This window comes from Streptomyces barkulensis, assembly GCF_002843305.1.
GTDB lineage: Bacteria > Actinomycetota > Actinomycetes > Streptomycetales > Streptomycetaceae > Streptomyces > Streptomyces barkulensis.
Window position 1 is genome coordinate 63,853 of record NZ_PGSG01000006.1, and the last position, 24,626, is coordinate 88,478.

Annotated in this window: 22 protein-coding genes and 1 pseudogene; 10 read left to right on the top strand and 13 right to left on the bottom strand. The window is 72.7% G+C overall.

Going from position 1 to position 24,626, the window contains the following annotated elements; genetic code table 11:
* Positions 1–138: 138 nt before the first annotated feature.
* The 5 genes and pseudogenes from CUT83_RS30615 (at position 139) to CUT83_RS00730 (ending at position 2,960) form a co-directional block, all read left to right on the top strand.
* Positions 139–351, top strand: coding sequence for a hypothetical protein (locus CUT83_RS30615; RefSeq protein ID WP_240958103.1), 213 nt, complete (start codon positions 139–141; stop codon positions 349–351).
* The gene (locus tag CUT83_RS30620) at positions 348–923 is read left to right on the top strand and encodes a GNAT family N-acetyltransferase (RefSeq protein ID WP_240958102.1); all 576 of its coding nucleotides are present in this window, start codon (positions 348–350) and stop codon (positions 921–923) included. The genes CUT83_RS30615 and CUT83_RS30620 overlap by 4 nt, the downstream gene beginning before the upstream one ends.
* Positions 924–1,213: 290 nt before the next feature.
* Positions 1,214–1,459 (top strand): hypothetical protein, encoded by a 246-nt coding sequence (locus CUT83_RS00720; protein ID WP_241524758.1) that lies wholly within the window; start codon positions 1,214–1,216, stop codon positions 1,457–1,459.
* Positions 1,460–1,593: 134 nt separating this feature from the next.
* A pseudogene (locus CUT83_RS00725) lies at positions 1,594–2,040 on the top strand (SDR family oxidoreductase); the annotation flags it as partial.
* A 5-nt stretch (positions 2,041–2,045) separates the two neighbouring features.
* Positions 2,046–2,960, top strand: a complete 915-nt coding sequence (locus tag CUT83_RS00730) for a fumarylacetoacetate (FAA) hydrolase (RefSeq protein WP_101253930.1) — start codon at positions 2,046–2,048, stop codon at positions 2,958–2,960.
* On the opposite strand, the gene CUT83_RS00735 is transcribed toward CUT83_RS00730, so the two are convergent.
* Positions 2,936–3,364, bottom strand: a complete 429-nt coding sequence (locus CUT83_RS00735) for a MerR family transcriptional regulator (RefSeq protein ID WP_101253931.1) — start codon at positions 3,362–3,364, stop codon at positions 2,936–2,938. The genes CUT83_RS00730 and CUT83_RS00735 overlap by 25 nt on opposite strands.
* Positions 3,365–3,429: 65 nt before the next feature.
* Between CUT83_RS00735 and CUT83_RS00740 the strand changes: the two genes are divergently transcribed.
* Positions 3,430–4,647, top strand: a complete 1,218-nt coding sequence (locus tag CUT83_RS00740; protein WP_101253932.1) for an MFS transporter — start codon at positions 3,430–3,432, stop codon at positions 4,645–4,647.
* A gap of 132 nt (positions 4,648–4,779) precedes the next feature.
* On the opposite strand, the gene CUT83_RS00745 is transcribed toward CUT83_RS00740, so the two are convergent.
* The 3 genes from CUT83_RS00745 to CUT83_RS00755 all read right to left on the bottom strand — a co-directional run bounded on the left by CUT83_RS00745 (position 4,780) and on the right by CUT83_RS00755 (position 8,476).
* Positions 4,780–6,705, bottom strand: a complete 1,926-nt coding sequence (locus CUT83_RS00745; protein ID WP_101253933.1) for an NHL domain-containing thioredoxin family protein — start codon at positions 6,703–6,705, stop codon at positions 4,780–4,782.
* Complete coding sequence (locus CUT83_RS00750) at positions 6,702–7,184, bottom strand: DoxX family protein (protein WP_101253934.1); 483 nt, start codon at positions 7,182–7,184, stop codon at positions 6,702–6,704. The genes CUT83_RS00745 and CUT83_RS00750 overlap by 4 nt, the downstream gene beginning before the upstream one ends.
* Before the next feature lie 230 nt (positions 7,185–7,414).
* Positions 7,415–8,476 (bottom strand): endonuclease/exonuclease/phosphatase family protein, encoded by a 1,062-nt coding sequence (locus CUT83_RS00755; RefSeq protein WP_439144989.1) that lies wholly within the window; start codon positions 8,474–8,476, stop codon positions 7,415–7,417.
* A gap of 596 nt (positions 8,477–9,072) precedes the next feature.
* Here CUT83_RS00755 and CUT83_RS00760 point away from each other — a divergent pair.
* The 3 genes from CUT83_RS00760 (at position 9,073) to CUT83_RS00770 (ending at position 12,314) form a co-directional block, all read left to right on the top strand.
* Positions 9,073–9,339, top strand: coding sequence for a hypothetical protein (locus tag CUT83_RS00760; RefSeq protein ID WP_093850981.1), 267 nt, complete (start codon positions 9,073–9,075; stop codon positions 9,337–9,339).
* A gap of 120 nt (positions 9,340–9,459) precedes the next feature.
* On the top strand, positions 9,460–10,185 hold the full coding sequence (locus CUT83_RS00765) for an ABC transporter ATP-binding protein (RefSeq protein ID WP_240958101.1): 726 nt from the start codon (positions 9,460–9,462) through the stop codon (positions 10,183–10,185).
* Positions 10,182–12,314 (top strand): ABC transporter permease family protein, encoded by a 2,133-nt coding sequence (locus CUT83_RS00770; protein ID WP_143688453.1) that lies wholly within the window; start codon positions 10,182–10,184, stop codon positions 12,312–12,314. The genes CUT83_RS00765 and CUT83_RS00770 overlap by 4 nt, the downstream gene beginning before the upstream one ends.
* Positions 12,315–12,543: 229 nt before the next feature.
* Here CUT83_RS00770 and CUT83_RS00775 read toward each other — a convergent pair whose 3' ends face one another.
* Together CUT83_RS00775 and CUT83_RS00780 are read right to left on the bottom strand one after the other, a co-directional pair.
* Positions 12,544–12,834: a YiaA/YiaB family inner membrane protein gene (locus CUT83_RS00775; RefSeq protein WP_093851049.1), complete on the bottom strand. Its 291-nt coding sequence runs from the start codon at positions 12,832–12,834 to the stop codon at positions 12,544–12,546.
* A gap of 128 nt (positions 12,835–12,962) precedes the next feature.
* Positions 12,963–13,772, bottom strand: coding sequence for a carbon-nitrogen family hydrolase (locus CUT83_RS00780; RefSeq protein WP_101253936.1), 810 nt, complete (start codon positions 13,770–13,772; stop codon positions 12,963–12,965).
* 177 nt (positions 13,773–13,949) lie between these two features.
* Here CUT83_RS00780 and CUT83_RS00785 point away from each other — a divergent pair, with 177 nt between their 5' ends.
* Complete coding sequence (locus tag CUT83_RS00785) at positions 13,950–14,774, top strand: maleylpyruvate isomerase family mycothiol-dependent enzyme (RefSeq protein WP_101253937.1); 825 nt, start codon at positions 13,950–13,952, stop codon at positions 14,772–14,774.
* Positions 14,775–14,859: 85 nt separating this feature from the next.
* Here the strand turns inward: CUT83_RS00785 and CUT83_RS00790 are convergent, their stop codons facing one another.
* From CUT83_RS00790 to CUT83_RS00820, 7 genes are all read right to left on the bottom strand, one after another.
* Entirely contained in the window at positions 14,860–16,203 is a 1,344-nt protein-coding gene (locus CUT83_RS00790) for an MFS transporter (protein ID WP_420882446.1), read from the bottom strand.
* Positions 16,200–16,877: a GntR family transcriptional regulator gene (locus CUT83_RS00795; protein ID WP_101253938.1), complete on the bottom strand. Its 678-nt coding sequence runs from the start codon at positions 16,875–16,877 to the stop codon at positions 16,200–16,202. Before CUT83_RS00795 ends, CUT83_RS00790 begins: the two co-directional genes overlap by 4 nt.
* A gap of 222 nt (positions 16,878–17,099) precedes the next feature.
* Positions 17,100–18,602: a dihydrolipoamide acetyltransferase family protein gene (locus CUT83_RS00800; RefSeq protein WP_101253939.1), complete on the bottom strand. Its 1,503-nt coding sequence runs from the start codon at positions 18,600–18,602 to the stop codon at positions 17,100–17,102.
* 27 nt (positions 18,603–18,629) lie between these two features.
* Positions 18,630–19,610, bottom strand: a complete 981-nt coding sequence (locus tag CUT83_RS00805) for an alpha-ketoacid dehydrogenase subunit beta (protein WP_101253940.1) — start codon at positions 19,608–19,610, stop codon at positions 18,630–18,632.
* Between the two features lies 1 nt (position 19,611).
* Positions 19,612–20,781 (bottom strand): pyruvate dehydrogenase (acetyl-transferring) E1 component subunit alpha, encoded by a 1,170-nt coding sequence (pdhA, locus tag CUT83_RS00810; protein ID WP_101253941.1) that lies wholly within the window; start codon positions 20,779–20,781, stop codon positions 19,612–19,614.
* 441 nt (positions 20,782–21,222) lie between these two features.
* Positions 21,223–22,251, bottom strand: a complete 1,029-nt coding sequence (locus CUT83_RS00815; RefSeq protein WP_240958100.1) for a phosphotransferase — start codon at positions 22,249–22,251, stop codon at positions 21,223–21,225.
* A gap of 539 nt (positions 22,252–22,790) precedes the next feature.
* Complete coding sequence (locus CUT83_RS00820) at positions 22,791–24,545, bottom strand: protein kinase domain-containing protein (RefSeq protein ID WP_101253943.1); 1,755 nt, start codon at positions 24,543–24,545, stop codon at positions 22,791–22,793.
* Positions 24,546–24,626 lie beyond the last annotated feature (81 nt).

Sequence of the window (24,626 nt, forward strand, 5' to 3'; positions counted from 1 at the left end):
CGAGGACCAGGGCGAGCCCGACGAGGAACGTCCGGCCGGAAACCGGCGGTAGGCCGCCCGGCGACCGGGACAAGATCCATCTCAGTGTCGGCGGCCGTACGCCGCCGGCCACACCACCACCAGGGGGGAACGAAGACCATGGGCAAGACGACCAAGAAGGCCCGGCAGGCGCCGCCGCTGTCCGCCGACCGGGTCCGCACCGGCTGGCAGGGCCCGGCCGGCACCCGCATCCGCCTGGCCCGCGGCCAGGACGTCGAGGCGGCGAACGCGCTGATGGCCACCACCGGCGACGGCGTCAGGGTCATCCCGGTCCTGCGGGCCGCCATCGAGGACGGCTCGGCGGCGGCATGAAGGCGTACCACGACGCCGCCGCCCACACCTTCACCGATCGGCCCATGAACGAGGCCCTGACCACCGTCTCCATGACGCTGGTCGCCACCGACGAGACCGACCGCACGATCGGCGTGCTCTCCGCCACCGCCCCCGGAACGCTCATCGACATGGCCATGAACAACGGCTTCACCGCCGAGAAGGCCATGGCCCTGAGCCTGTTCGTCGCCAAGATCCACGGGCTGGCCGTTGCCGAACAGGCCCGCGGCCAGGGCATCGCCGCCGCGCTGCTCAAGCGGACCTGGCAGGTCCACCAGCAGCTCGGTTACAGGCTGCTGTACGGCTCGTACGAGACCGATCGCGACCTGGCCGCCTTCTATACCCGCGCCGGCGCGTACGACGCGATCCGCGCCGCCGTGATCCGCCTGATCCGCTCGCGGGAGATCCGCTCCGACTCCTCCGCCGGCCCCGTCTACTTCGTCCTGTACGACGTGGAGAGCGAACCCCGGGCCCGCGAACTGGCCGCCGCCCTGCACGCCGCCCTCTACGGCGACCTCGAACCCCTCGCCCGCGCCGTGCCCGAAGCATCCTGACGCGCCGCTACCGGAGGCCGTACCGGACCCCGAGGCAGCGAGGCCGGAGCGGGCGGGCCCGGGTGAGATCACCAGCTCCGGCTCCACACCAACGCCTCTGGGACGCCAGGAAGCCGCAGCTCCGGACCATGATCAATCTCACCGATAACCGCTGTACCGATGTTCCCCGGACTAGGACGGACCCCACCCGGGCGCGTGATGCTGGAAGCGTGGCCCGTATCCGCTTCTGCGCCTCCTGCGGTGCCCGGCTGCCGAGAAAGGCTTCACCGCGACGCCGGTACTGCGATGACGTGTGCCGAGCCCAGGCGTACAGGGACCGGCGGACCAGCGATCGGATCATGGGCCTCGCCCTGATGCTCGGCGAGGCAGAGTGGACCGGTGACGAGGGCATGATCCAGCTGCTGACCTGCCCGGAGTGCGGGCGAATCACCTTCGCCGGCGCCAGCCGCCGCCAGGACACCGTCTACTGCTCAGGACGCTGTCGATCAAGAGCCTGGCGCCGTCGTGAGGCCCGCCGCGCTCGCATGCGAGCGTGACGTCCAGCCGTCACAAATCGGCGCTCTACCAGCGAGTATGACGTCTCCACGTCACGCTACTGGGGCCGCCGACCGGACAAGATCATCCCTTAGCGCCAACCGCTGTTCCATTGTTCCCCGAGGCCGTGATACCGGACGACGTCTACGACACCATCATGGACGTCAACGTGCGCGGCCTGTGGAACTGCCTGCGCCAGGAGATAGCCGCGATGCTGCCGCGCGGCGGCGGGGCGATCGTCAACAACAGCAGTGTGGCCGGCCTGGTGGCCGTTCCCGCCGCCGCCCCCTACATCGCCTCCAAGCACGCGGTCGTCGGCCTCACCAGGGCGGCGGCGGACGAGTACGCGCGGCAGGGGGGCAGGGTGAACGCGGTGGCCCCCGGCACCACCCGCAGCGAGATCACCGCCGACTGGTTCTCCCGCAATCCCGGCATGGAGGAACTGGCGCACGCCGTGACCCCGCAGGGGCGTACCGCGGAGCCGGAGGAGATCGCGGCCGCCGCGGCCTGGCTGCTCAGCGACCGCTGCCCCTTCCTGACCGGGGCGGTGGTGCCGGTGGACGGCGGCTTCGTCAACCACTGACCGCGGTGACGCTCGTGGACGGCGCTCCCGGGCAGCGCTCCGGCAACGCCGTCCACACGACCGCTCCGCTGGGCATACCGGTTCCCGGCGAACCCCACACCCTCCACCGGATGGCCGACGGCCGGCTGGCCGCCGCCCTCGTCGCCGGCGGCGGGCCCGAGGCCCTGAGCGCCGCCGTGGCGCGGGGAACCGAGACGGTCCAGGTGACCCTCGGCGACCCGGAACTGCGCTTCCTGCCTCCGCTGCTGCCCACCGCCCCCGACAGCGGCCTGATCAACGGCTTCATGGGCACGCACCGCTCCAAGTTCGACCGCGCCCCGGAGCCCGACGAGGAGTTCACCGCGCCCAACTACTACATCAAGGGCTTCGGCTCGTGGCTGCGCATGCCGGACGAGCCGCTGACCACCCCCGCCGATCCGGTCTGGCTGCTGGAGGAGCCGGAGGTGGCCCTGGTGTACGTCAACGACGACCGGGGCGTCCCGCACTACGCGGGCTACACCTTCGGCAACGACCTCAACGACATCGGCCTGCACCTGAAGAACCCGTGGGCCTGGACCTCGTACGCGAAGCTGTGCGAGACCTCCCTGACGCCCTGGCTGTTCCTGGAGCCGCCGCCGCGGACCGCGACCGGCCGGGTCGTCGTCGAACGGGACGGCCGGCCCGCTTGGGAGGGCCCCTTCTCGTGCGGCACCGACTCCCTGTTCCACCACGTGGAGGACATGACCGGACACCTGTTCTCGTATCCGGCGCTGCGCCGGCCGGGCCTGGTCAACTACCTGCTGCTCGGCGCGGACAAGGCCACCTACCACGACGGGTTCCGGATCGAGGACGGCGACCGGATGGTCATCGACGTGACCAGCCACGGCGTCGTGCTGGCGAACCCGGTCCAGTACGGTCAGGCGGAGACGGCCAGGTCGTAGTCCGCCACCGCCGGCCGCTCGGGCCCGCCGGCGGTGGCGGGCCGCCGGGCCCCGCGCACGGCCTCGAGGTAGTCGGAGACGGCGTCCCTGCTGCGGATCAGGCACTCGATCCGCTGGGTCATCCGCTCGCGCTCGCGCTCCAGCGTGGTGATCGTCTCCGGGGTCGCCCCGGCGACGTGGATGGACCGGGGCTGCTTCAGGCACGGCAGGATCTGCTTGATGACACGGGTCGGCAGCCCGGAGTCGAGCAGCCCCCTGATCTGCAGTACCCGGTCCACACTGCGCTCGCAGTACTCCCGGTATCCGTTCGGCGAACGGTCCGGTACCAGCAGGCCCTGTTCCTCGTAGTAGCGCAGCATCCGGCGCGGCGTCCCCGTCCGCTCGGCCAGTTCCCCGATCCGCATGTGACCCACCTCACACAAAATCGACTTGACCTTCACACAGATGTGATGGTTGGAGGATAACAGGCATGTCAACGTCCGAAACAGACCTGCTGACCGGCGAACCACCGGCCCCGAAGCAGCAGAAGCTGCCACTGTCACCGCTGCTGGCCCTGTGCACGGCGGCGTTCATGGGAATCCTCACCGAGGCCCTGCCCGCCGGCGTGCTGCCGGAGATGGCCCGCGATCTCTCCGTGAGCGAGTCCGCGGCGGGGCAGACGCTGACGATCTACGCGATCGCCACGGGCCTCTCGGCGATCCCGATGTCCGTGGCGACGGCCACCTGGCGCCGCAAGAAGCTGCTGCTGCTCGCCGTCACGACCTTCGCCGTCGCCAACATCGTCACCGCCCTCTCCTCCAGCTACGCCCTGACGATGGTCTTCCGCCTCGCCGCCGGTGTGGCCGCGGCCGTCGTGTGGGCCGAACTCGTCGGCTACGCCCGCCGTCTGGCCCCGCCGCATCTGCAGGGCCGGGCGATCGCCATCACCATGGCCGGCATCCCCCTCGCGCTCTCCCTGGGCATCCCCCTGGGCACCTTCCTGGGCGAGCTGTTCGGCTGGCGGCTGACCTTCGGTCTGGTGACCGTGGTGTCCGTGCTCCTGCTCGGATGGGTCTCCGTGTCGGTTCCCGACTACCCCGGCCAGCAGGCCGGGAAGCGGGCGCCGATCCTGCAGGCGCTCAAGCTGCCCGGTGTGGCGGCGGTGCTGTTCGTGGTCGCCGCCTACGTCCTGGCGCACAACATCCTCTACACCTACATCGCCACGTTCCTCGACGAGTACGACATGACCGCCTCCCGCGACGTCGTCCTGCTGGTCTTCGGGATCGCCTCCATGGTGAGCATCTTCATCACCGGCGCCCTGGTCGACCGCCGGCTGCGGGCCCTGACCATCGGCAGCACCGTTCTGTTCCTGGTGGCCGCCGGCATGCTGGCGGTGCTGGCCGACAACACGGCCGCGGTCTACCTGGCGATGGTGCTGTGGGGCCTCGGCTGGGGCGGTGTGGCCACACTTCTGCAGACCGCCGTCACCGACGCGGGCGGCGACCGGGGGCAGGCCCTCCTGGTCACCACGTGGAACTCCTTCATGGCCGGCGGCGGTGCGGTCGGCGGCATCCTGCTCGACGGCCTCGGCCCCACCTCCTTCCCGTGGAGCGTCCTGCTGCTGCTGGCCCCCGTGCTGCTCGTCGTGGTCGGCGCCCGTGCGCACGGCTTCCCCGCCAAGCGTCCGAGCATGATGACGACGGACTGACACCACGTCACGGCGCCCCGACGCCACCGGTCCGGCACCCCACCCCCGTGTGCCGGACCGGTTCCGTCTCCTCCGGCGGCCGGTCCCGGGCCGGTGGGAGCGGGCCGGTGGGAGCGGGCCGGTGCGGAACGCCTAACCCTCCCGGGCCGCCCCGTCGTCCAGCCCCGCCAGCACCAGCGGCAGCCGGGAGACGCCGTCCGCCACGACGCGCACGGGAACGCCCCAGTCCTGCTGGTGGACGTGGCAGGCCGGATACTCGTTGGCTGGGTCGTCGTCGCAGGAGGCGGCCATCGCCGAGACGTGCAGCACACCCTCGGCGACACCGTCGGCGAGCACCAGCTCCCGGCTCAGGTCGGTGCCCTGGCCCGCGCCGTCCGCCAGCAGCTCCGGCGGCGTGGAGCTGACCAGCAGCCGGGTGGAGGGGCCGTAGCGGGTGTCGAGCTTCTGGCCGGGCGGGGCCTGGAAGACCACGTCCAGCCGGAGCGCCCCCGGCGCCACCTCGGTCGCCTCACGCCGGGTGCGGTGGGCGACGGACTCGACCCGCACCGCCTCCTCGGGCAGCCGCAGCCGGGTCAGCCGGTGACGGGCGGACTCCACGACCACGATGTCGTCCTCCACCAGGACGGCGTCGGACGGCTCGCGCAGATCCGTGGCGAGCGTGGTGACCTCGCCGCTCGCCGGGTCGTAGCGGCGCAGGGCGTGGTTGTAGGTGTCGCAGACCGCCACCGATCCGTCGGGCAGCGCGGTGACACCCAGCGGGTGCTGGAGCAGCGCCTGGCCGGCCGCCCCGTCGCGGTGGCCGAAGTCGAACAGGCCGGTGCCGACCGCCGTGCGCAGCACGTATCCGCCGCCGTTCTCGCCGCCGTCACCGTCGCCCTCACCGTCCGCGGCGCCCTCACCGTCCGCGGCGCGTTCGACCCAGCGCAGCGCCGAGGTCTCGGAGTCGGCGATCCACAGCCGGTCCCCGGCCGCCGCGAGCCCGGACGGCTGCGCGAACCACGCCTGGCCGGCCGGGCCGTCCACCAGGCCCTCGTTGGTGGTGCCCGCCGCGACCGCGACCGTCCCCGCCTCCGGGTCGTACGCCCACAGCTGGTGGACGCCCGCCATCGCGATCCACAGCCGGCCCTCCCACCAGGCAACGTCCCACGGCGAGGACAGGTCCACCTCGTGCGCGGGCCCTGCCGTCGGCGAGCCCTGCCACCACTGGCGGCCCGTGCCGGCGAGCGTGGTGACCTCGCCGCCGGCCGGATCCCAGGCCCGCAGCGCGTGGTTGACGGTGTCGGCGACGGCCACCCTGCCGTCCGGGAGCAGGGCCAGACCCTGCGGCTCGCTGAAGCGGGCCTTCTCCCCCGGCCCGTCGGCCGGCCCGCGCGTCCCCTCGCCGATGCGCCGCACCACCGTCTCGCCGTCCGGCTCCAGCTCCACCAGCTGGTGCCGGGTGGTGTCGGTGACCAGCAGGTTGCCCGAGGGCAGGACAAGCGCCTTGCCGGGGAAGCGCAGGTCGGTCGGCTCCGGCTCCGGCGACACGTAGGGGCCGTCACCGCGCCGCAGCGTCCCCCTGGCCTCGTGCTCGGCCTCCAGCTCCGTCACCAGCTTCTCGATGGCGTGGACGTGGCCCTCGCCCGCGTGCTGGGCGACGACGTACCCCTCGGGGTCGATGACGACGAGCGTGGGCCAGGCGCGCACCGCGTACTGCTTCCAGGTCGCCAGCTCGGGGTCGTCCAGGACGGGGTGGTGGACCCCGTAGCGCTCGACGGCGTCGACAACGGCCCGGTGCTCGGCCTCGTGGACGAACTTGGGCGAGTGGACGCCGACGACCACCACGGTGTCGCCGTGGCGCCCCTCCAGCTCGCGCAGCTCGTCGATGACGTGCAGGCAGTTGACACAGCAGAAGGTCCAGAAGTCGAGGACGGTGATGCGTCCCCGCAGGTCGGCGAGGGTCAGCTCCTTGCCGCCGGTGTTCAGCCAGCCGCCCTTGCCCACCAGCTCGGGGGCACGGACACGGGCACGTCGGCGGGGCGCGGGCGCGGGGGTGGGCGCCGGGGCGGCATCGTTCATGCCTTCCAGTGTGTCAATGCCCCGCGCGTGTCCTCGCGCGGCTCCCCGCGGCCCGCGCGGAGGGTGTCCAGCGACCAGCGGCCGGGGCCGAGGGCGGCTATGAGCAGGAAGGCCCAGCAGAACAGCGCGGAGGGCTCACCGCCGTTCTCGATGGGGAACAGGCCCTTGGGCTGGTGCACGACGAAGTACGCGTAGGCCATCGAGCCGGAGCAGACCACCGCCGCGGTCCGGGTGAACAGGCCCAGCGCCACCAGGAGGCCGCCGGCGAGCTGGATGACCGCGGCCCACCAGGAGGGCCACTGGCCGATGTCCGGGACGCGGCCGCCGTGCGGGCCGCCGAGCACCTCGAAGAGGGTGGCCGCGCCGTGGCAGGCGAAGAGGAAACCGACGACGGCGCGGAAGAGTCCGACGACGTGGTCGCGGCTCCCGTCCAGGAGGACCAGGGGGGCGGCCGGGGCGGTGGTGGTCTTCCTTCGCATGGTGTGCTCCTGGGGAGTGGGGGGTCCGCGAGCTTTCCGGACATGCGACGAGGTGCGACTGGGCGGCGCCAGACCGATGGATATTGGTCTAGACCTAGCGCACCGTAGCCACGCGCCGGTCGGTTGTCTAGACCACTCGCGCGTATGTTTCCCGCCGCCGCCCCACAGCCGTTCCCGCAACCGTTCCCGCTGCCGTTCCCGCCGCCGTTCCCCTCCGCCGCGCGGACGCCCTACGCGGCCGGGAGCGCGATCCGGGCCGCGACCGGTAGGTGGTCGCTGCCGGTGGCGGAAAGGGTCCACAGACGGGTGACGGCAGCGCCGCGGGCCATGACGTGGTCGATCCGGGCGACGGGGAAGGCCGTGGGCCAGCTGAAGGAGAAGCCGTCCGCCGCCTCCCGGCCGGTGGAGTCCACACCGCTCAGGACGGGGTCGAGCCCCCGGTCGTCCAGGGTGCCGTTGAAGTCGCCCAGCACGATCACGCGGGGCAGTTCCTCCGCGCGCAGTTCCTCCCCCAGCAGTGCGGCGCTCTCGTCCCGCCACTCGGTGTCGAAACCGGTCGCGCGGACGCGGACCGAGGGCAGATGCACCACGTGCACGGCGATGTCGCCGTGCGGGGTGCGCACCGCGGTGCGCACCCCGCGATTCCAGTCCGGGCCGAGGTCCGCGGGACGGATGTCCAGCGGACGGGTGCCGGTCAGGGGGTGCCTGGACCACAGGCCGACGGTCCCGGCCACCGCGCGGTGGGGGTACTCCCGCGCCAGCGCCTCGCCGTAGGCGGGCAGAGCGGCGGGGGTCAGCTCCTGCAGCGCGACGATGTCGGGGCCGGCGGCGGCCAGGGCCCGCGCGGTGGCGGCCGGGTCGCGGTTCTCGTCGCTCGCGTTGTGCTGGACGGCCGTGAGGAGGGCGGTACGGGCGGCGCCGGCGGCGTCCTCACCCCCGGGAGGCAGGAGGGCGTCGTGGAAGAGGGCGAGCCAGACCGCCGACGGCAGCGCCAGCGCCACCAGGGCGAGGGCCGAGCGGCGCACCAGCGCCGCGGCCAGCAGCGGGAGGACTGCGAGACCGAGCCACGGCAGGAAGGACTCCAGCAGGCTGCCCAGACCGAGTACGGCGCCCGGCACCAGGGAGTGGAACGCCGCGGCCCCGGCCGTGAGCACGGCGAGCGCGGCGGGGACGCGGCCCCGCGTCCAGGCGGTGCGTCCCGCACCGCCCCGCGCCTCCCCGCCCCACCGGCGCCGCAGGGCCCTGAGGGCCCACCACAGCCCTACTCGTATCCGCACCCGCGCCCGTGTCACCCTCCGATCCTCGCCGAAGGGCCACCGACCTGCCGAACCAGTTCCGGGCGAGGCGCCGCACGTCCGGGACTCCGGGACAGACCCGGACGAATCCGGCCGGAGGCCGGAGAAGGACGGAAGGAATGTGGCTGTGGAGGTCCGGGATATCCGCCCCAACACTCCGCGGCCACATCTCGCCCCGCCGTCACGCCTCGGCCATGTTCCGTCCGGAACCCACCGCCCCGAACAGGACAGAGTGATCAAGCTCGTCGGCCGGTGCTCCGACTCCAGGACGTAACCACCGGTGCCACTCCGCAGGCCGATCGACAAGTCGTTCGGCCAGTTCGGGCGGCAATTGCCGCCCGGCGAACCGGCCTCCAGCCCCACGAACGGAGCCCACGACACCACCCGCCTGTCCTGGCGCGTTTCCAGCGGTCCGGCACATCCGTCGCCAGAAATCCCTTGCGTCAACGCTTCCCCCCCCCATGAGCATCTTCGGTGTCCGATCAAGTTCTCGAAATCAGACACTTGGGGGAAATATGCGTTTCGGAAAGCTGGGCATAGCGGTTTTCTCCGCCGGTGCGCTCTTCTTCGGAGCACCCACAGCAGCCACCGCGTTGACGAGTTACAACGGCAACGACTACTCGTACGACAGCCAGAGCCGCGAGAGAATGACCGCTTGCGATCAGGAGAGCGACTCCACCCCCGTCAAGGGCGAGTACTACAACGTCAACGATGGCACCAAGCGTGACGTCAAGGACTCCGACGGCAACAACGGCGTCTGCGCCAGCGAGGGCAACGGGGCCGGGAAGGTGCTCAAGCACAAGACCTGCGAGTACCGCTCGCTGTGGCCGGACGCGTGCGGCAACTGGCAGTCTTACTGATCCGATGTCCGGCCGGTCCGTGCTCCTGTCACCGCTCGCACGGGCGCGGACCGGCCGTTCCGTCCCCGACCGTGCCGTTTTCCCGTGGAAGGGAAGTGAACCGGCATACAGGAGAAGCACGTGAAAGAGCGGACCGAGAACATGGACCCTCTGCTCAACATGAGGGAAATCACGGTGGAACTCCCCCGCCGCGTTCTGCTGAGAGGAGTGAATTTAAGCGTCCGGGCAGGCGAGGCCGTGGCGATCGTCGGACCGTCCGGCAGCGGCAAGACGACACTGCTCAACTGCGCGGCCGGACTGGTGCGCCCACAGAGCGGCACGGTGGTCGTCGCCGGACGGAACATCGGTGAAACGTCCGACGACGAGACGGCGGGGCACCGGCTCTCCCACATCGGAATGGTCTTCCAGTTCGGCGAACTGATGCCCGAGTTGAGCGTCGTCGACAACGTGGCCCTGCCTGCGCTTTTCGCCGGGTACGCCGATGCGCGGGAGCGAGCGGCGGAACTGCTCTCCCTCGTCGGTCTCGACGGCTACGGCGACCGCGCTCCGGAGGAGTTGTCCGGAGGTGAGACACAGCGTGCGGCCATCGCTCGGGCGCTGGTGTGCGAGCCGGCCCTGGTGCTGGCGGACGAGCCCACCGGATCACTCGACGAGGAGAACGTCCGGCTGGTGACCGGAGTACTGCTGGATGCCTGCCGCCGGCGTGGCGCGGCACTCGTCGTGGCAACGCATGACGCGTCCGTCGCGGCGTCGATGGACCGGAGTACAAGACTGCGCGGCGGTGTACTGGAATCCTTGGACCTTCTGCCGGACGCCCTGCCGGCCGACGGGGGGCGACGCCCGTGAACGCGGCTTCGGCCACCCGCCGTATGGCGGTACGGCTGGCGTGGGGGGCTCACCGCGAGCAGCGGCTGCGACTGGTGCTGCTCACCGCGGTCGCCGTGATCACCACGGTGGTCTCCCTGTTCGCCACCGCGGTGGTGTATTCCCTGATGGAGGAACGGGAACGGTTCGACGCACGTGCAGTGCGGCTGGCGGACGAGGGGACCCGCCCTCTGGTGCGAGTCAACCTCCGGACGGATACCTGGGAACGGGAACAGTTCCCCGTCGTTTGGCTGGACCCGCTGGACGACCGCGACCCGCGCGCGCTTCCACCCGGGATGAAGGAGTGGCCCCGGCCCGGCGGCTGGTACGTGTCCCCCGGGCTGGCCTCACTGGCCGCCGGGGAGCCGCGGCTGGCCGAGCGCTTCCCCGGCGCCTCCGTGCTCGCCGACGAGGGAGTCCTGCACCCTGGTGAGCTCCTGGCCTACCGGCTCATGCCCAGCGGCGGGGAGATGGGCGCGGACATCCTCGAGGCCACCGGATTCGGTGGGGCACGCGAAGGACGCGGCATGCCCATCGGCGACGATACGGAGATCGACGTCCCGGCCATGGCACTCGCCGTCGGCGGCTTCGTCGGCGTTCCTCTGCTGTTGCTCGCCATGACCGGGACGGCCGTGTCGGCACCGCTGCGGGCACAGCGCATGGCCCTGCTGGGTGCCATCGGGCTGCCTGGGCGCTGGCGCAGGCGGCTGCTGGGTTACGAGTCTCTGCTGACGACGGGTCCGGGGGTGGTGGCCGGAGCCGCTCTGTGGTGTGCCGTCGGCCCGCTGCCGGACGCTCTCCCCTTGGTCGGTCGTCCCATAGCCGCCGGCGCGCTGGTACCGCCGTACTGGCTTGTCCTGTCGGTCTCCGCCGCTGTTCTCGTGCTGTTCGCCGGCCTTTCCCTGGTTACAGACCAGATCCGCCGTACCCGGCGCGACCGGCAGTCGCCGCGGCCGCGTGCCGGACGGCCGGCGCTGCGCGCGCTCCGGCTTGCTCCGGCCGCCGCGGGAGCCGGTCTGCTGGTGGCGGCTTCGCTGCGGGAAGGACACGCCGCGGCGGTCAGCGCCCTGTCCGGCACCGTTCTGCTGGCCGCCGGAGTGCCTCTCGCCCTGCCTGTCGTCGCCCGGCTGCTGGCGGCCCGGCTGGCCGACACATCGGCCGATCCGGTGAGGATGATGGCCGGACGCAGGCTTCAGTACGATCCGCGGTCCGCCGTCAAACCGCTGTACGGGATCGCCGCACTGCTCGTGGTCGTGCCGGTGGTCGCGGCCTGGATGGCCAGCGCCCGCCAGGCCGACCCGCCGGCGCCGCGGGATGAGCGGGTGGAGTCCGTCGTCCTCCGGGGTGCACTCGACCGGCTCGACATAGAGAAGTTCACAGGCCAGGTGCCCGGCACTGTGGCCGCCCGGATTCACATCGTCGAATCGGCCACCGCCAATGCCGAGCCCTCGGCCCGGCTGTCCGCAGCCTGTTCGGACCTCGGCTCCGTACTCGGTGACGAAGCGTGTTCACGTCCCGGGACGCTGCGCCCCGCCGCTGCGGAGCGTCTGCGGCGCATCGCCGGCCTGCCGATGCCCCTCGACCCGAAGCTGCGTCCGCCGCCGCTGCGGGAGGAACTCACCAAGACCGACTCATTGCTGGTGTTGGGAGCGCGGAGCCCTGCCTTCGAACTCGAACTGCGTACCGCCGCTCTGCGGCAACCCGTCGCACTGACTGTGCTCTCCGAGGATGATCTGGCGACTCGGGAATCGAAACTCGTCGCCTGGATCTTCGGCGGACTGGCCGTACTGGTCTCACTGGTGTTCTGCACGCTCGCGATCGGAGTCGTCGACCGGAGCGCCGCCGGCCGGCGTGACGCACGGTTGCTGATCGCGATCGGACTGACCAGGAACCGGGTGCGGGAGATCGCCGGGCGTGAATTCCTGCTGGGATACGGAGCCGTGGTGGGATCGGGACTCACCGTGGGGGTCATCGCGGCAGCCGTCTGGAACTCCCTCGACCCCGCGGTTCCCTACCCGGCCGGTGTGACGCTGGTGACCGCCGCGGTGGCCACCGCTCTCGGTGCGATCGGTCTGCTCGGCGTGCGCGGTTACGGGACCGCCCGCCCCTGAGCCCCCGTTCTTCCACCAGTCGGCGGCCGCCGGGAGGAATTCCCGGAAGAGCACGGGCCGGAGGGGAGCGCGACGGTCGCGGACCACCACACCGGTGGTGTGGGCGGGGCGCGGGGAACGCGGCACCGCCGCCCGGGCGAGCACGGCACGGCGATCCACCCGTGCCCCCGGAGGCCCAGCCCCGTCCTCCATGCCCCACCACCGCTGCGGTGCTGGGCCGGAGCGGGGCTCAGATGTTCTTGGGGTCGAACGGGTCGTGCTCGGTGATCAGCTTGTCCAGCCGGGCCTTGTCCACGCGGGTGGTCACCTCCTGCATCTCCTGCCGGTCCCGCACGCACTTGGCCAGCGTGAAGGTGGAGGAGATCAGGAAGAGGACGCCGACCGCCAGGAAGCCGCGCTCCCACGGCCCCATCGGCATGTAGGCGACACCGAGGCCCACGGCGAGCAGCGAGAGCGCGAAGGAGGCGGCGGCCTGCACGAAGAACGCGGCGGTGGTGGGCCGCTGGACTGGTGTGGTCATGGCCACCACGGTGGCGCGGCCCGGCGGCGTCCGCATGAGTACGGCTACTCAACGCCTCCGGGGGCAGGGGCGGGGACGGCAGCGGCGGACGACGGGCGGCGGACGGCGGACGGCGGGGGCTCGCGCGCTCAGCGCAGCACCCGGTCCCGCAGGACGGGGAAGTCCTCGCGGACCTTGTCGACGTACGCCGGGTCCAGCTCGGCGGTGACGACCCGCTCACCGGCGTCCGGCGCCTCGGCCAGCGTCTCGCCCCAGGGGTCGATGATCGCGCTGCGGCCCGCCTGGGGCACGCCCGCGTGGGCGCCCGCGGTGCCGCAGGCCAGGACGTACGCCTGGTTCTCCACGGCGCGGGCGCGGGCCAGCAGGGACCAGTGGGAGGCGCGGCGGGCGGGCCAGCCCGCCGGGATCACCAGCGCCCGGGCGCCGGCGTCGGTCAGTGCGCGGAACAGTTCGGGGAAGCGCAGGTCGTAGCAGGTGGCCAGGCCCAGGGTGATGCCGGGCAGATCGACGGTGACCGGCTCGGCGCCGGCGGACATCAGGGTGGCCTCGCCCCGGTCGAAGCCGAAGCGGTGGATCTTGCGGTACACCGCGACCCGCTCCCCGTCGGGGGAGAAGACCAGGGAGGTGTTGTACAGGGCCGTTCCCACCCCCGTTGCGCCGGGGCCGCCGGCGTGCTCGGCGCGTTCCACCACGGACCCGGCGTGCAGCCAGACGCGCGCCTCGCGGGCCGCCTCGGACATGGCCCGTGCGGTGGGCCCGTCCAGCGGCTCGGCGCCGGCCTCGAAGGAGTCGAAGGCGAAGGCTCCGACCGTCCACAGCTCGGGCAGGACGACCAGGTCGGAGGCGGTCTGCTCGCGTACGAGCGAGGCGGCCCGCGCGCGGCGCGTTTCGACCGTTTCGTCCTCGTCCACGCCGATCTGAATGAGGGAGGCGCGCACCGTACCACCGTCCATGGGTTCGAGGGGGCCAAACGCCGGTCGAAAGCCGGTCGAAAGCAGCCTACGATCGTCACCCGAAAGGCCTGTCAGGCTGCTCGCTCGCAGCGTAACTTGAGAGCACCCAGTCCGCGAACCCACACCATCCACACGTATTCAGCACGTATCCGAGGGGTCCCGTTGACCGACCACCCTAGCCTTCAGCCCTACGCCGACGCCTGGGCCCACTCCATCGAGGCGATATCCGAGCTGGTCTCCCCGCTGGCCGAGGGCGAGTGGAACCGCGCGACCGAGTGCCCGGGTTGGTCGGTCCGCGACATCGTCTCCCATGTCATCGGGTCGGAGTGCGAGATGCTGGGCGACCCCCGCCCCATCCACACGCTGCCGCGGGACCTGTTCCATGTGAAGGACGAGGTCAGCCGCCGCGTCGAGGTCCAGGTGGACGTGCGGCGCTGCCACACCGCCCCGGAGATGACCAGCGAGCTGGAGTACACGGTCATCCGCCGCTCCCGCCAGCTGCGGAACGAGAAGCGCGACCCGTCGACGATGGTGATGACCCCGCTCGGCCGGGAGATGACCCTGGAGTGGGCGCTGCGGCTGCGGGCGTTCGACGTGTGGGTGCACGAGCAGGACCTGCGGCGGGCGCTGGACAGGCCGGGCAACCTCGACTCCCCCGGCGCCCACGTGGCCCGGGACGTGCTGCTGCACGGACTGCCCAAGGTGGTCGCCGAGGACGCCGGGGCGCCGCCGAACTCGGCGGTCGTCATCGATGTGAGCGGGCCGGTGGAGTTCATGCGGACCGTGCGCGTGGACGCCGAGGGCCGGGGCACGGTGGACGCCAGCGTCTCGCTGGGGCCGGCGGCCACGCTGGCGACGGACTGGGAGACGTATCTGCGGCTGGCCTGCGGGCGGGTGCGGCCCGCGGCGGTGCGCGAGAACCTCAAGATCGAGGGCGACCAGGCCCTCGCGGACGCGATCCTCGCGCACTTCGCCGTCACGCCCTGACCCCGCCCCGCCCCGTCCCGCTCCGCCCCGTCCCACTCCGCCCCGCTCCGGTCAGCGGGTCCCGGGGCCTGGGCCGCGGCCCGTCTCAGACCGGCACGTGCACCGCCTCGACGCGGCTGGCCACCACCCGCTCGCGCTCGCGGCGGTGCGCCCGGCCGCGCAGCCGGAGGATCTGGGCGGTGCCCAGCGCCTGGAGGACGAAGACGGAGGCGAACGCGATCCGGTAGTCGTCGCCGGTCGCGTCCAGCAGGACGCCCACCGCCAGCAGGGTGGCCATGGACGCCGTGAAGCCGCCGATGTTGACGATGCCCGACGCCGTGCCCTGCCGCTCGGGCGGATTGGCGGGGCGGGCGAAGTCGAAGCCGATCATCGAGCCCGGACCGCAGGCGCCGAGCACCACGCACAGCAGGACCAGCGCCCACAGCGGCGCCCGCCCCGGCCAGCACAGCACCATCGCCCAGACGGCGGCCGTTGCCAGCACCGTGCCGAGCGCGATCGGCGCCCGCGCTCTGTGGTGCCGGGCTATGACCTGGCCGTAGACCAGGCCGATGGCCATGTTGGAGAGCACCACCGCGGTCAGCAGGGTGCCGGCCTCGGCGCGGGTGCGGCCCTGCGCCTCGACGAGGAACGGCATCCCCCACAGCAGCAGGAAGACCATGCCGGGGAACTGGGTGGTGAAGTGCACCCACATGCCCAGCCGGGTGCCCGGCTCGCGCCACGCCTCGGCGAGCTGGCGGCGTACGTAGCCGGGTTCGCGCCCCGGCCCCCGCCCGGGCGCGGTGGCGGAGGCGGGAGTGGGGGCGCCCTCGGGCCGGTCCCGGAGGAAGAGCAGGACGAGCACCAGGACCAGCACGCCCAGCCCGGCGCTGCCCGCGAAGGTCGGCGTCCAGCCGAAGGCGGCCAGCAGACGCGCCAGGACCAGTGTGGTCAGCAGGTTGCCCGCCATCCCGAACAGCGCCGCCACCTGGGCGATCAGCGGACCGCGGCGGGGCGGGAACCAGTTGGAGCCCAGCCGCAGCACGCTGATGAACGTCATGGCGTCACCGCAGCCCAGCAGCGCGCGGGCGGCCAGCGCCATGGCGTACGAGCCGGAGAGGGCGAAGGCGAACTGGCCGGTGGTGAACAGCACGATGCCCAGGAGCAGGACTTTCCTGGTGCCCCAGCGGTCCACCAGCAGGCCGACGGGTATCTGCATCCCGGCGTAGACCAGGAGCTGGAGGATGGAGAAGGTCGACAGGGCCGAGGCGTTGATGTGGAAGCGGTCGGCGGCGTCGATGCCCGCGACGCCCAGGCCGGTGCGGTAGGTGATGGCGGTGAAGTAGACGGCGACGCCCAGGCCCCACACGAAGGCGGCCCGCGGGCCGCCGAGCCGCACTCCGGGGGCCGGTGTTCCGGAGGCCGGCGCTCCGGGCGGGTTCCCGCCGCTCACCGGACCTCACCGCGCAGCAGGTGCCGCACGGAGCCGACGTGGCCGCGCACCGCCTCGGCGGCGGCCTCCGCGTCCCCCGTGCGCAGTGCGCGCAGGATCTCGGTGTGCTCGGTGATGTTCTTGGCGATGCGGTCGGGGTGGGAGTGCATCACGGCGACGCCCATGCGCAGCTGGCGGTCGCGGAGCTGGTCGTACAGGCGCTCCAGGATCCGGTTGCCGGCCGCCCCGACCACGGTGGCGTGGAAGCAGCGGTCGGTGGCGGCCACCGCCGCCAGGTCGCCGGTCTCGGCCTGGCGCCGCTGCTGCTCCAGGAGTTCGCCGAGCCGGTCCAGCAGGTCGCGCGGCGCGGGGGTGACCTTGCGCACGGCGTGCTCCTCGACCAGCAGCCTGGTCTCGACGACGTCGCCGATCTCCTGGACGGAGACGGGCAGGACGAGCGCGCCCTTCTTGGGGTAGAGCCTGAGCAGTCCCTCGGCCTCCAGGCGCAGCAGCGCCTCCCGCACGGGGGTGCGGGAGACCCCGACCGCACTGGCCAGCTCGCCCTCGGTGAGCAGGGTGCCGCCCTCGTAGCGGCGCTCCAGGACCGCCTGTTTGACGTGGGTGTAGACACGTTCGGCCGCGGGCGGCGCCGGGTTCGGGGGCGGGGAGGTGGCCGGGGAGGGCTGGGAAGGCATGGACACACCATAGATACAACAGGTATGCGTACCCACCCCCGTCCGTCATACGGGACGGCGGCAGGGGCGGGCAGGGCCGGAGGGGGTGGGCCGGACGAGGTGGGCCGGACATGCGGCGGGGCCCGGCGCACGGTGCGTGCGCCGGGCCCCGCCATGGTCCGCCGGGCCGGACGGCCCGTCAGGCCGTCAGGCCGTCAGGCCCAGGTGATCAGGCCCAGGTGATCAGGCCCAGGTGATCAGGCGCTTGGGGTGCTCCAGGACGGCCGCGATGTCGGCCAGCACCTTGGAGCCCAGCTCGCCGTCGACCAGACGGTGGTCGAAGGAGAGCGCCAGAGTGGTGACCTGGCGCGGCTTGACCTTGCCCTTGTGGACCCACGGCTGGAGCTTGACCGCGCCGAAGGCCAGGATCGCCGACTCCCCGGGGTTGAGGATCGGGGTGCCGGTGTCGACGCCGAAGACGCCGACGTTGGTGATCGTGACCGTGCCGCCGGACATGTCCGCCGGGGAGGTCTTCCCCTCCCTGGCGGTGGCGACCAGCTCGCCCAGCGCCCGCGCCAGCTCCGGCAGGGTCTTGGCGTGCGCGTCCTTGATGTTCGGCACGATCAGACCGCGCGGGGTGGCCGCGGCGATGCCCAGGTTCACGTACTCCTTGTGGACGATCTCCTGGCTGGCCCCGTCCCAGGCGGCGTTGACCTCCGGATTGCGCCGGATGGCGACCAGGAGCGCCTTGGCCACCAGCAGCAGCGGGTTGACCCGCAGGCCCGCCATGTCCGGGTCCTGCTTGAGCTCCTGCACCAGCTTCATCGTGCGGGTGACGTCGACGGTGATGAACTCCGTGACGTGCGGCGCGGTGAAGGCGCTGGAGACCATCGCCTGGGCGGTCGCCTTGCGCACGCCCTTGATCGGCACCCGGCGCTCGCGCTCGCCGGTGCTCCACACCGCCGGAGCCGGGACCTCGGCCGGAGCGGGGGCCGCCTCGGGAGCCGCCTCCGGGGCGGTCCCGGTCACGGCGGCGGCCTCGTGCGAGGGCGCCGGGGCCGCGGCGGCGTGCACGTCCTCGCGGGTGATGATCCCGTTCGGGCCGGTCGGCACGATCGCGGCCAGGTCCACGCCCAGGTCCTTGGCGAGCTTGCGCACCGGCGGCTTGGCCAGCGGGCGCTGCGGGGAACGCTCGGCCTCCTCGACGGCGGGCGCCGCGGCCGGGGGCGTGGTGGTGGCGTCCATCTCGGCCTGGACGGCGGCCTGCGCGTCCCGCACGTGGTTCTGCTGCTTGCGCGGACGCCGCTTGGTCGAGGCGGTGCCGACGCCGTAGCCCACCAGCACCGGCTGGCGCTTGGCGCCCTCCTCCTCCGCGGCCGCCTCCGGCCCGGCCGGCTCGGCCGCGGCGGGAGCCGCGGGCGCGGCCTCCCCGGCGGCCGGTGCTCCGGCGGGGGCGGCCGGTCCCGCCGACGGGTCGGTGTCCACCGTGATGATCGGGGTGCCCACGTCCACGGTGACGCCCTCTTCGAAGTGCAGCTCGTGCACCACGCCGTTGTACGGGATGGGCAGTTCGACGGCCGCCTTGGCCGTCTCCACCTCGCACACCACCTGGCCGTCGGTCACCGTGTCACCGGGCCCCACGTACCACTTGAGGATCTCGGCCTCGGTCAGGCCCTCGCCCACGTCCGGCATCCTGAACTCGCGGATGCGCTGGGCAGCGGCCCCGGCGGCAGCCGTATCAGTCATCGTCACGACTCTCCTCAGCCCCTACTCTCAGTACGCCAGCGCGCGGTCGACGGCATCGAGCACCCGGTCCAGGTTCGGCAGGTACTCGTCCTCCAGCCTGGCCGGCGGATACGGCGCGTGGAACCCGCCCACCCGCAGCACCGGCGCCTCCAGGTGGTAGAAGCACCGCTCGGTGATCCGGGCGGCGATCTCCGAGCCCGTGCCCAGGAAGACCGGCGCCTCGTGGACCACCACCAGGCGGCGGGTCCTCTCCACCGACGCCTGGATCGCGTCGAAGTCGACCGGGGACATCGACCGCAGGTCCAGCACCTCCAGTGACCTGCCCTCCTCCTCGGCCGCCGCGGCGGCCTCCAGGCAGGTCTTCACCATCGGCCCGTAGGCCGCCAGCGTCAGGTCGGTGCCCTCGCGGGCCACGACCGCCCTGTGCAGCGGTCCGGGGATGGCCTCGACATCGACCTCGCCCTTGTCCCAGTAGCGGCGCTTGGGCTCGAAGAAGATCACCGGGTCGTCGGAGGCGATCGCCTGCTGCATCATCCAGTACGCGTCCGAGGCGTTGGACGGCGAGACGCACTTCAGGCCCGCCACGTGCGCGAACAGCGCCTCGGGCGACTCGCTGTGGTGCTCCACCGCGCCGATGCCGCCACCGTAGGGGATGCGGATGACGACCGGCAGCTTGACCTTGCCCAGCGCGCGGGCGTGCATCTTCGCGAGCTGGGTGACGATCTGGTCGTAGGCGGGGAAGACGAACCCGTCGAACTGGATCTCCACCACCGGCCGGTAGCCGCGCAGGGCCATGCCGATCGCGGTGCCGACGATGCCGGACTCGGCCAGCGGGGTGTCGATGACCCGCCCCTCGCCGAAGTCCTTCTGCAGGCCGTCGGTGATACGGAAGACGCCGCCGAGCTTGCCGACGTCCTCACCCATGATCAGGACCTTGGGGTCGGTCTCCAGGGCCTTGCGCAGCGACTCGTTGAGCGCCTTGGCCATGGGCATCTTGGTGCTGGCCATCTCAGCGGCCCTCCTCGTCGGCGAAGGACGCCAGGTACTCGGCGAACTGGGCGCGCTCCTCGTCCACCAGCGCGTGCCCGTCGGCGTAGACGTTCTCGAAGATGGCCATGGTGTCCGGGTCCGGCATGGTCCGGATGGCCTCGCGCACCCGCAGCGCCAGCGCGTCGCTGTCCTGGTCGAGCCCGGCGAGCCAGTCGGCGTCGATCAGGCCCTCCTTCTCCAGGTAGGTGCGCAGCCGCAGGATCGGGTCCTTGGCCTCCCACTCCTCGCGCTCGGCGTCCTTGCGGTAGCGGGTGGGGTCGTCGGAGGTGGTGTGGGCGCCCATCCGGTAGGTGAACGCCTCGACCAGGGTCGGGCCCTCGCCGGTGCGGGCGCGCTCCAGGGCGGCCCGGGTCACGGCCAGCACCGCCAGCACGTCGTTGCCGTCCACCCGGACGCCGGGGAAGCCGAAGCCCGCGGCGCGCTGGTAGATCGGAACGCGGGACTGCTTCTCGGTGGGCTCGGAGATCGCCCACTGGTTGTTCTGGCAGAAGAACACCACCGGCGCGTTGTAGACCGCGGAGAAGGTGAACGCCTCCGCCACGTCGCCCTGGCTGGACGCGCCGTCGCCGAAGTAGGCGATCACCGCGCTGTCCGCGCCGTCCTTGGCCACGCCCATCGCGTAACCCGTGGCGTGCAGCGCCTGCGAGCCGATGACGATGGTGTAGAGGTGGAAGTTGTTGCTGTTGGGGTCCCAGCCGCCGTTGTTGACGCCGCGGAACATGCCCAGCAGGTTGGTCGGGTCCACCCCGCGGCACCAGGCCACGCCGTGCTCCCGGTAGGTCGGGAAGACGTAGTCGTCGTCCCGCAGCGCCCGGCCCGAGCCGATCTGCGCGGCCTCCTGGCCCAGCAGCGACGCCCACAGGCCCAGCTCGCCCTGCCGCTGCAGCGCGGTGGCCTCGGCGTCGAACCGGCGGGTGAGGACCATGTCGCGGTACAGACCGCGCAACTCGTCGGGGGTCAGGTCCAGCGAGTAGTCCGGGTGCTCGACCCGCTCGCCCTCCGGCGTCAGCAGTTGTACGAGCTCGGGGCGCGCGGCCGACTGCGAGCGCTTCCTCGCCCCGCTCGTCGTGGTGCGCTTTCCGCTGCTGCGGCGCGGCTTGCTGCGCGCGGCAGTGCTCTCCACGGTCACTTGTGCTCCTCCGTCTGTCCGGCCCCCGGGGTCGCCGGGAAGCCTGGGGATTCCCCGCCGGTGGCAGGGAGAGGCTCGCCCGGATCCGTACGGCCCACGGGGTAGGTGCGGCGCGGACGGAACCGAGCGGTGACAGGTGTCCCGTTCGACGGCCCGCTGTCAGCACGTTACCCAGTACCTCCGCACATGCGCGAAGGGTCCCTGACCTGCAATTTTGCTTGGGTTTCCAAGTAAATCGCAAAAGCCTGGAACGTCACTGGTCACAGCCTCGCAAGCGCCTGGGACAAACGCACGTTATCCCGGTACCGAAGTGACGGGAAGAGCTGTGGATGAGTGACGCGGAGATGGTGCGTGATCGATATGTGAGACGGACACGGAGGGTGAAGACCCACAAGATCCCGCAGAAGCCGTGCACCGCCCATACCCCGCCCGCGGGCGGAACTACAGACAGAAGGCGTCACGCACCGCCTCGTAACGGCCGGTCCACCACACCACCAGCGCGGAGGCCGCCGGGAACTGCGGATCGGTGCGGCGGTCGCGCAGCTGATAGCGCCAGCGCAGCATCCAGAAGTCGTTGAGCCGCTCCCACCACACCCGGTGGACGGCCGCGGCCATCTCGTCCGCCCCGGCCCCGGTGGCGGCGCGGTAGGCGCGGGCGTAAGCCCGGATCTTGGCCAGGTCCAGGGTGCCGCCGGGCCGCAGGAAGAAGATGACGGCGGCCCGCACCGCCTCCTCCGCGCGCGGCCGCACGGCGAGCCGGTCCCAGTCCACGATCGCGACGGGCTCCCAGGGGGCCCGGTCCCGGTAGAGCAGGTTCAGTGGGTGGAAGTCGCCGTGCACCCATCCGGCGACCGGCTCGGCCCCGGCGGGCGGGCGGCGGTGGGCGTGGCGCTCCAGCAGGGCTCGGCGCTCGCGCAGCCGGTGGTCGGCCAGCTCGTCGAAGCAGTCGCGCCGGGCCCGGGTGCGCACCCGGGCCAGCAGCTCGTCGATGAGGCCGAAGGTCACCTCCGGGTCGGCGCTGGGCTCGGCCGCGCACTCGGCGTCGGACACGGGCGCGACCTGGTCCAGCCGTACGTGCACCAGGCCCAGCAGCGCGCCCAGCCGGCGCGACTGCCCGCGCGAGAGCTCGCCGCCGTCGCGGTGGCGGCCGTCCACCCACGGGTGGAGGGCGTAGCAGCGGTCCTCCACCACCGCGACGGTCCGCCCCGAGTCGTCCTCGACCGCCGGCACGACCGGGACTCCGAGATCGCCGAGGCGGACGGTGACGCGGTGCTGGTGCTCGATGCGGGCCGGGTCGCGCGGATCGCCGTCGAGGTGGTGCTTGAGGAAGAACCGGCCCCGCGTGGTGGACAGCCGGTAGCCGCGGTTCAGCAGCCCCTGGGCCACCGGCTCGCAGGAGACCGGCTCCCCGGCGCCGAAGCGCCGCACCAGCGTGGCGAGGGTGAAACGGGAGAGGTGGGGAGACTGCACGCCGGGGATCGTAGATCACCGAGAGCTACCGTCCGGACGCGTTGTGCGCCGGGGGCTCGAAGGTGGTATGGGCGGCCGGGGCCGCCCGAGTCCGCCGCCCGAGTCCGCCGCCCGAGTCCGCCGCTCGGGGTTGCCGCCCGGGGCGCCGGGCTCTGCCCGAGCAGACCGGCCGGGGCCGGGGGCCGGGGGCCGGGGGCCGGGGGCCGGGGGCCGGGGGCCGGGTCAGGTGCTGGAGCCGGCCGGGGGCCGGCCTCCCTGCCGGAAGTGGGGCCGCCCGGGATTGCCGACTGGGCGTCAGGGTGCCCGGGGCGCGCCGGGAGTGTCCCGGGGTTGCCCAGGGACACCGGGTGCGCCGGGCTCTACCCGAGCCCGGCGGTCTGCCGGCCGGGTGCTGGGTTGCGGGGACTGCCGGACGCGGATCGGATCAGCCGCCGGAGCCGGCCGAGGCCGACCGGAGGGGTCGGGCCGACCCGGGCCGGGGCCGGGTGCTGAGTTGCGGGGGCTGCGGGGACTGCGGGGACTGCCGGACGCGGGCCGGGTCAGCCGCCGGAGCCGCCGCCGGGCCCGCCCGGCGCTCCCCCGGCCGTGGCCGCCCCGTCTCCGGCGGTGGTGCCGCCGGTGGTGGTGTCGGTGCCGCCGGTGGTGGTGTCGGTGTCACCGCCGGTACCGCCCTCGGTGGTGCCGCCGTCGCCCGTGCCACCGGTCTCCGTGCCGCCCTCGGTGGTGCCGCCCTCGGTCGTACCGCCGGTGTCCGTGCCACCGGTGTCGGTGCCGCCGTCGGTGGTGCCCTCGTCGGTGCCGCCGTCGGGCTCGCTGGGCTCACCGCTGGTCGAGGGCTCCGGGCTGGTCTGCCAGTCGCCGGAGCCGCCGGTGTTCCCGCCGCCGTTCTGCCAGCCGCCCGTGCCGCCGGGCTCGGTGTTGCCGCCCTGGCCGGGCTCCTCGGTCTCCTCCTCGTCGGGCGAGGGCTCCGACGAGCTCTCCTCCGGGGAGGGCGTGGAGGTGGTCTTCTCCGGCCCCTTCCGGTCCTGGCCGCCCTCGTTGCCGTTGACCGCCAGGAAGATGCCCGCGGTGATGGCCAGGACGGAGAAGAAGGCGATCAGCCCGTACTTCAGGCCGCTGCCGCCCCGGCGCCCGTCGCCGTAGCCGCCGCCCGTGTCGTATGCGCCGCCGTCGTACGAGCCGCCGCCGGGGGCGCCCATCAGCAGCGGCGGGCCGACCCGGGTCGCGGCGTCGTCGGGGTAGCCGCCCGCGGGGGTGGCGGAGGGGGTGTCGCCGCCCTGGTAGGCGCCCGGGGTGCCCATGGCGGGTGTGGCGCCGGTGGAGACCACCGCGCCGGTGTTCCACAGGCCGCCGGTGTGGCCGCCCTGATCCTGGAGCATGCGCAGCGCGTACTGCACCAGGCCGCGCATCTCCTCGGCGGTCTGGAAGCGGTCGTCCGGGTCCTTGGCCAGCGCCCGCATCACCAGGCCGTCCAGCTCCGGCGGCACCGAGTCGTTCACCCGCGAGGGCTGCACCGGCTCGTCCTGGACGTGCTGGTAGACCACCGACAGCGGGGTCTCGCCGGTGAACGGCGGGCGCAGCGCGAGCAGTTCGTAGAGCATGCAGCCCGTGGCGTACAGGTCGGAGCGGGCGTCCACCGTCTTGCCGAGCGCCTGCTCGGGGGAGAGGTACTGCGGGGTGCCCATGACCATGCCCGTCTGGGTCATGGTGGTGGACGCGCCGTGCAGGGCGCGGGCGATGCCGAAGTCCATCACCTTCACGGCGCCGTTGCTGGTGATGATGACGTTGGCGGGCTTGATGTCGCGGTGCACGATGCCGTGCTGGTGGCTGTAGGCGAGGGCCTCCAGCACCCCGGAGATGATGATCAGCGCCTGCTCGGGCGGCGGCGCGTCGGCGTTGAGCAGGAGGTCGCGGATGGTGCGGCCCTCGACCAGCTCCATGACGATGTACGGCACGGTGTTGCCGCCGACCACGTCCTCGCCGGAGTCGTAGACGGCCACCACCGCGTGGTGGTTGAGACCGGCGACGGACTGCGCCTCGCGCGTGAAGCGGGCCTTGGAGATCGGGTCCTCGGCGAGGTCCGCGCGCAGCAGCTTGACGGCGACGGTGCGGCCCAGGCGTACGTCCTCGGCGGCGAACACCTCCGCCATGCCGCCGCGGCCGAGCCGGCGCGTGAGGCGGTAGCGTCCGTCGCCCACCACACCGCCACTGCCCCACGACTCGGGCGAATCGGACACCCCACCAGCAGTCTCGTCGGGCTCCGAAGGCCCTCCGGCGGCTTGTGTCTGTGCCATCAGTCCTCGCCGTAGATCAGGTCCGCGAGCGCGGATCCGTAAGCTCTGCTCCCTGTGCACGCTAACAGGGTCCGGGGGCCG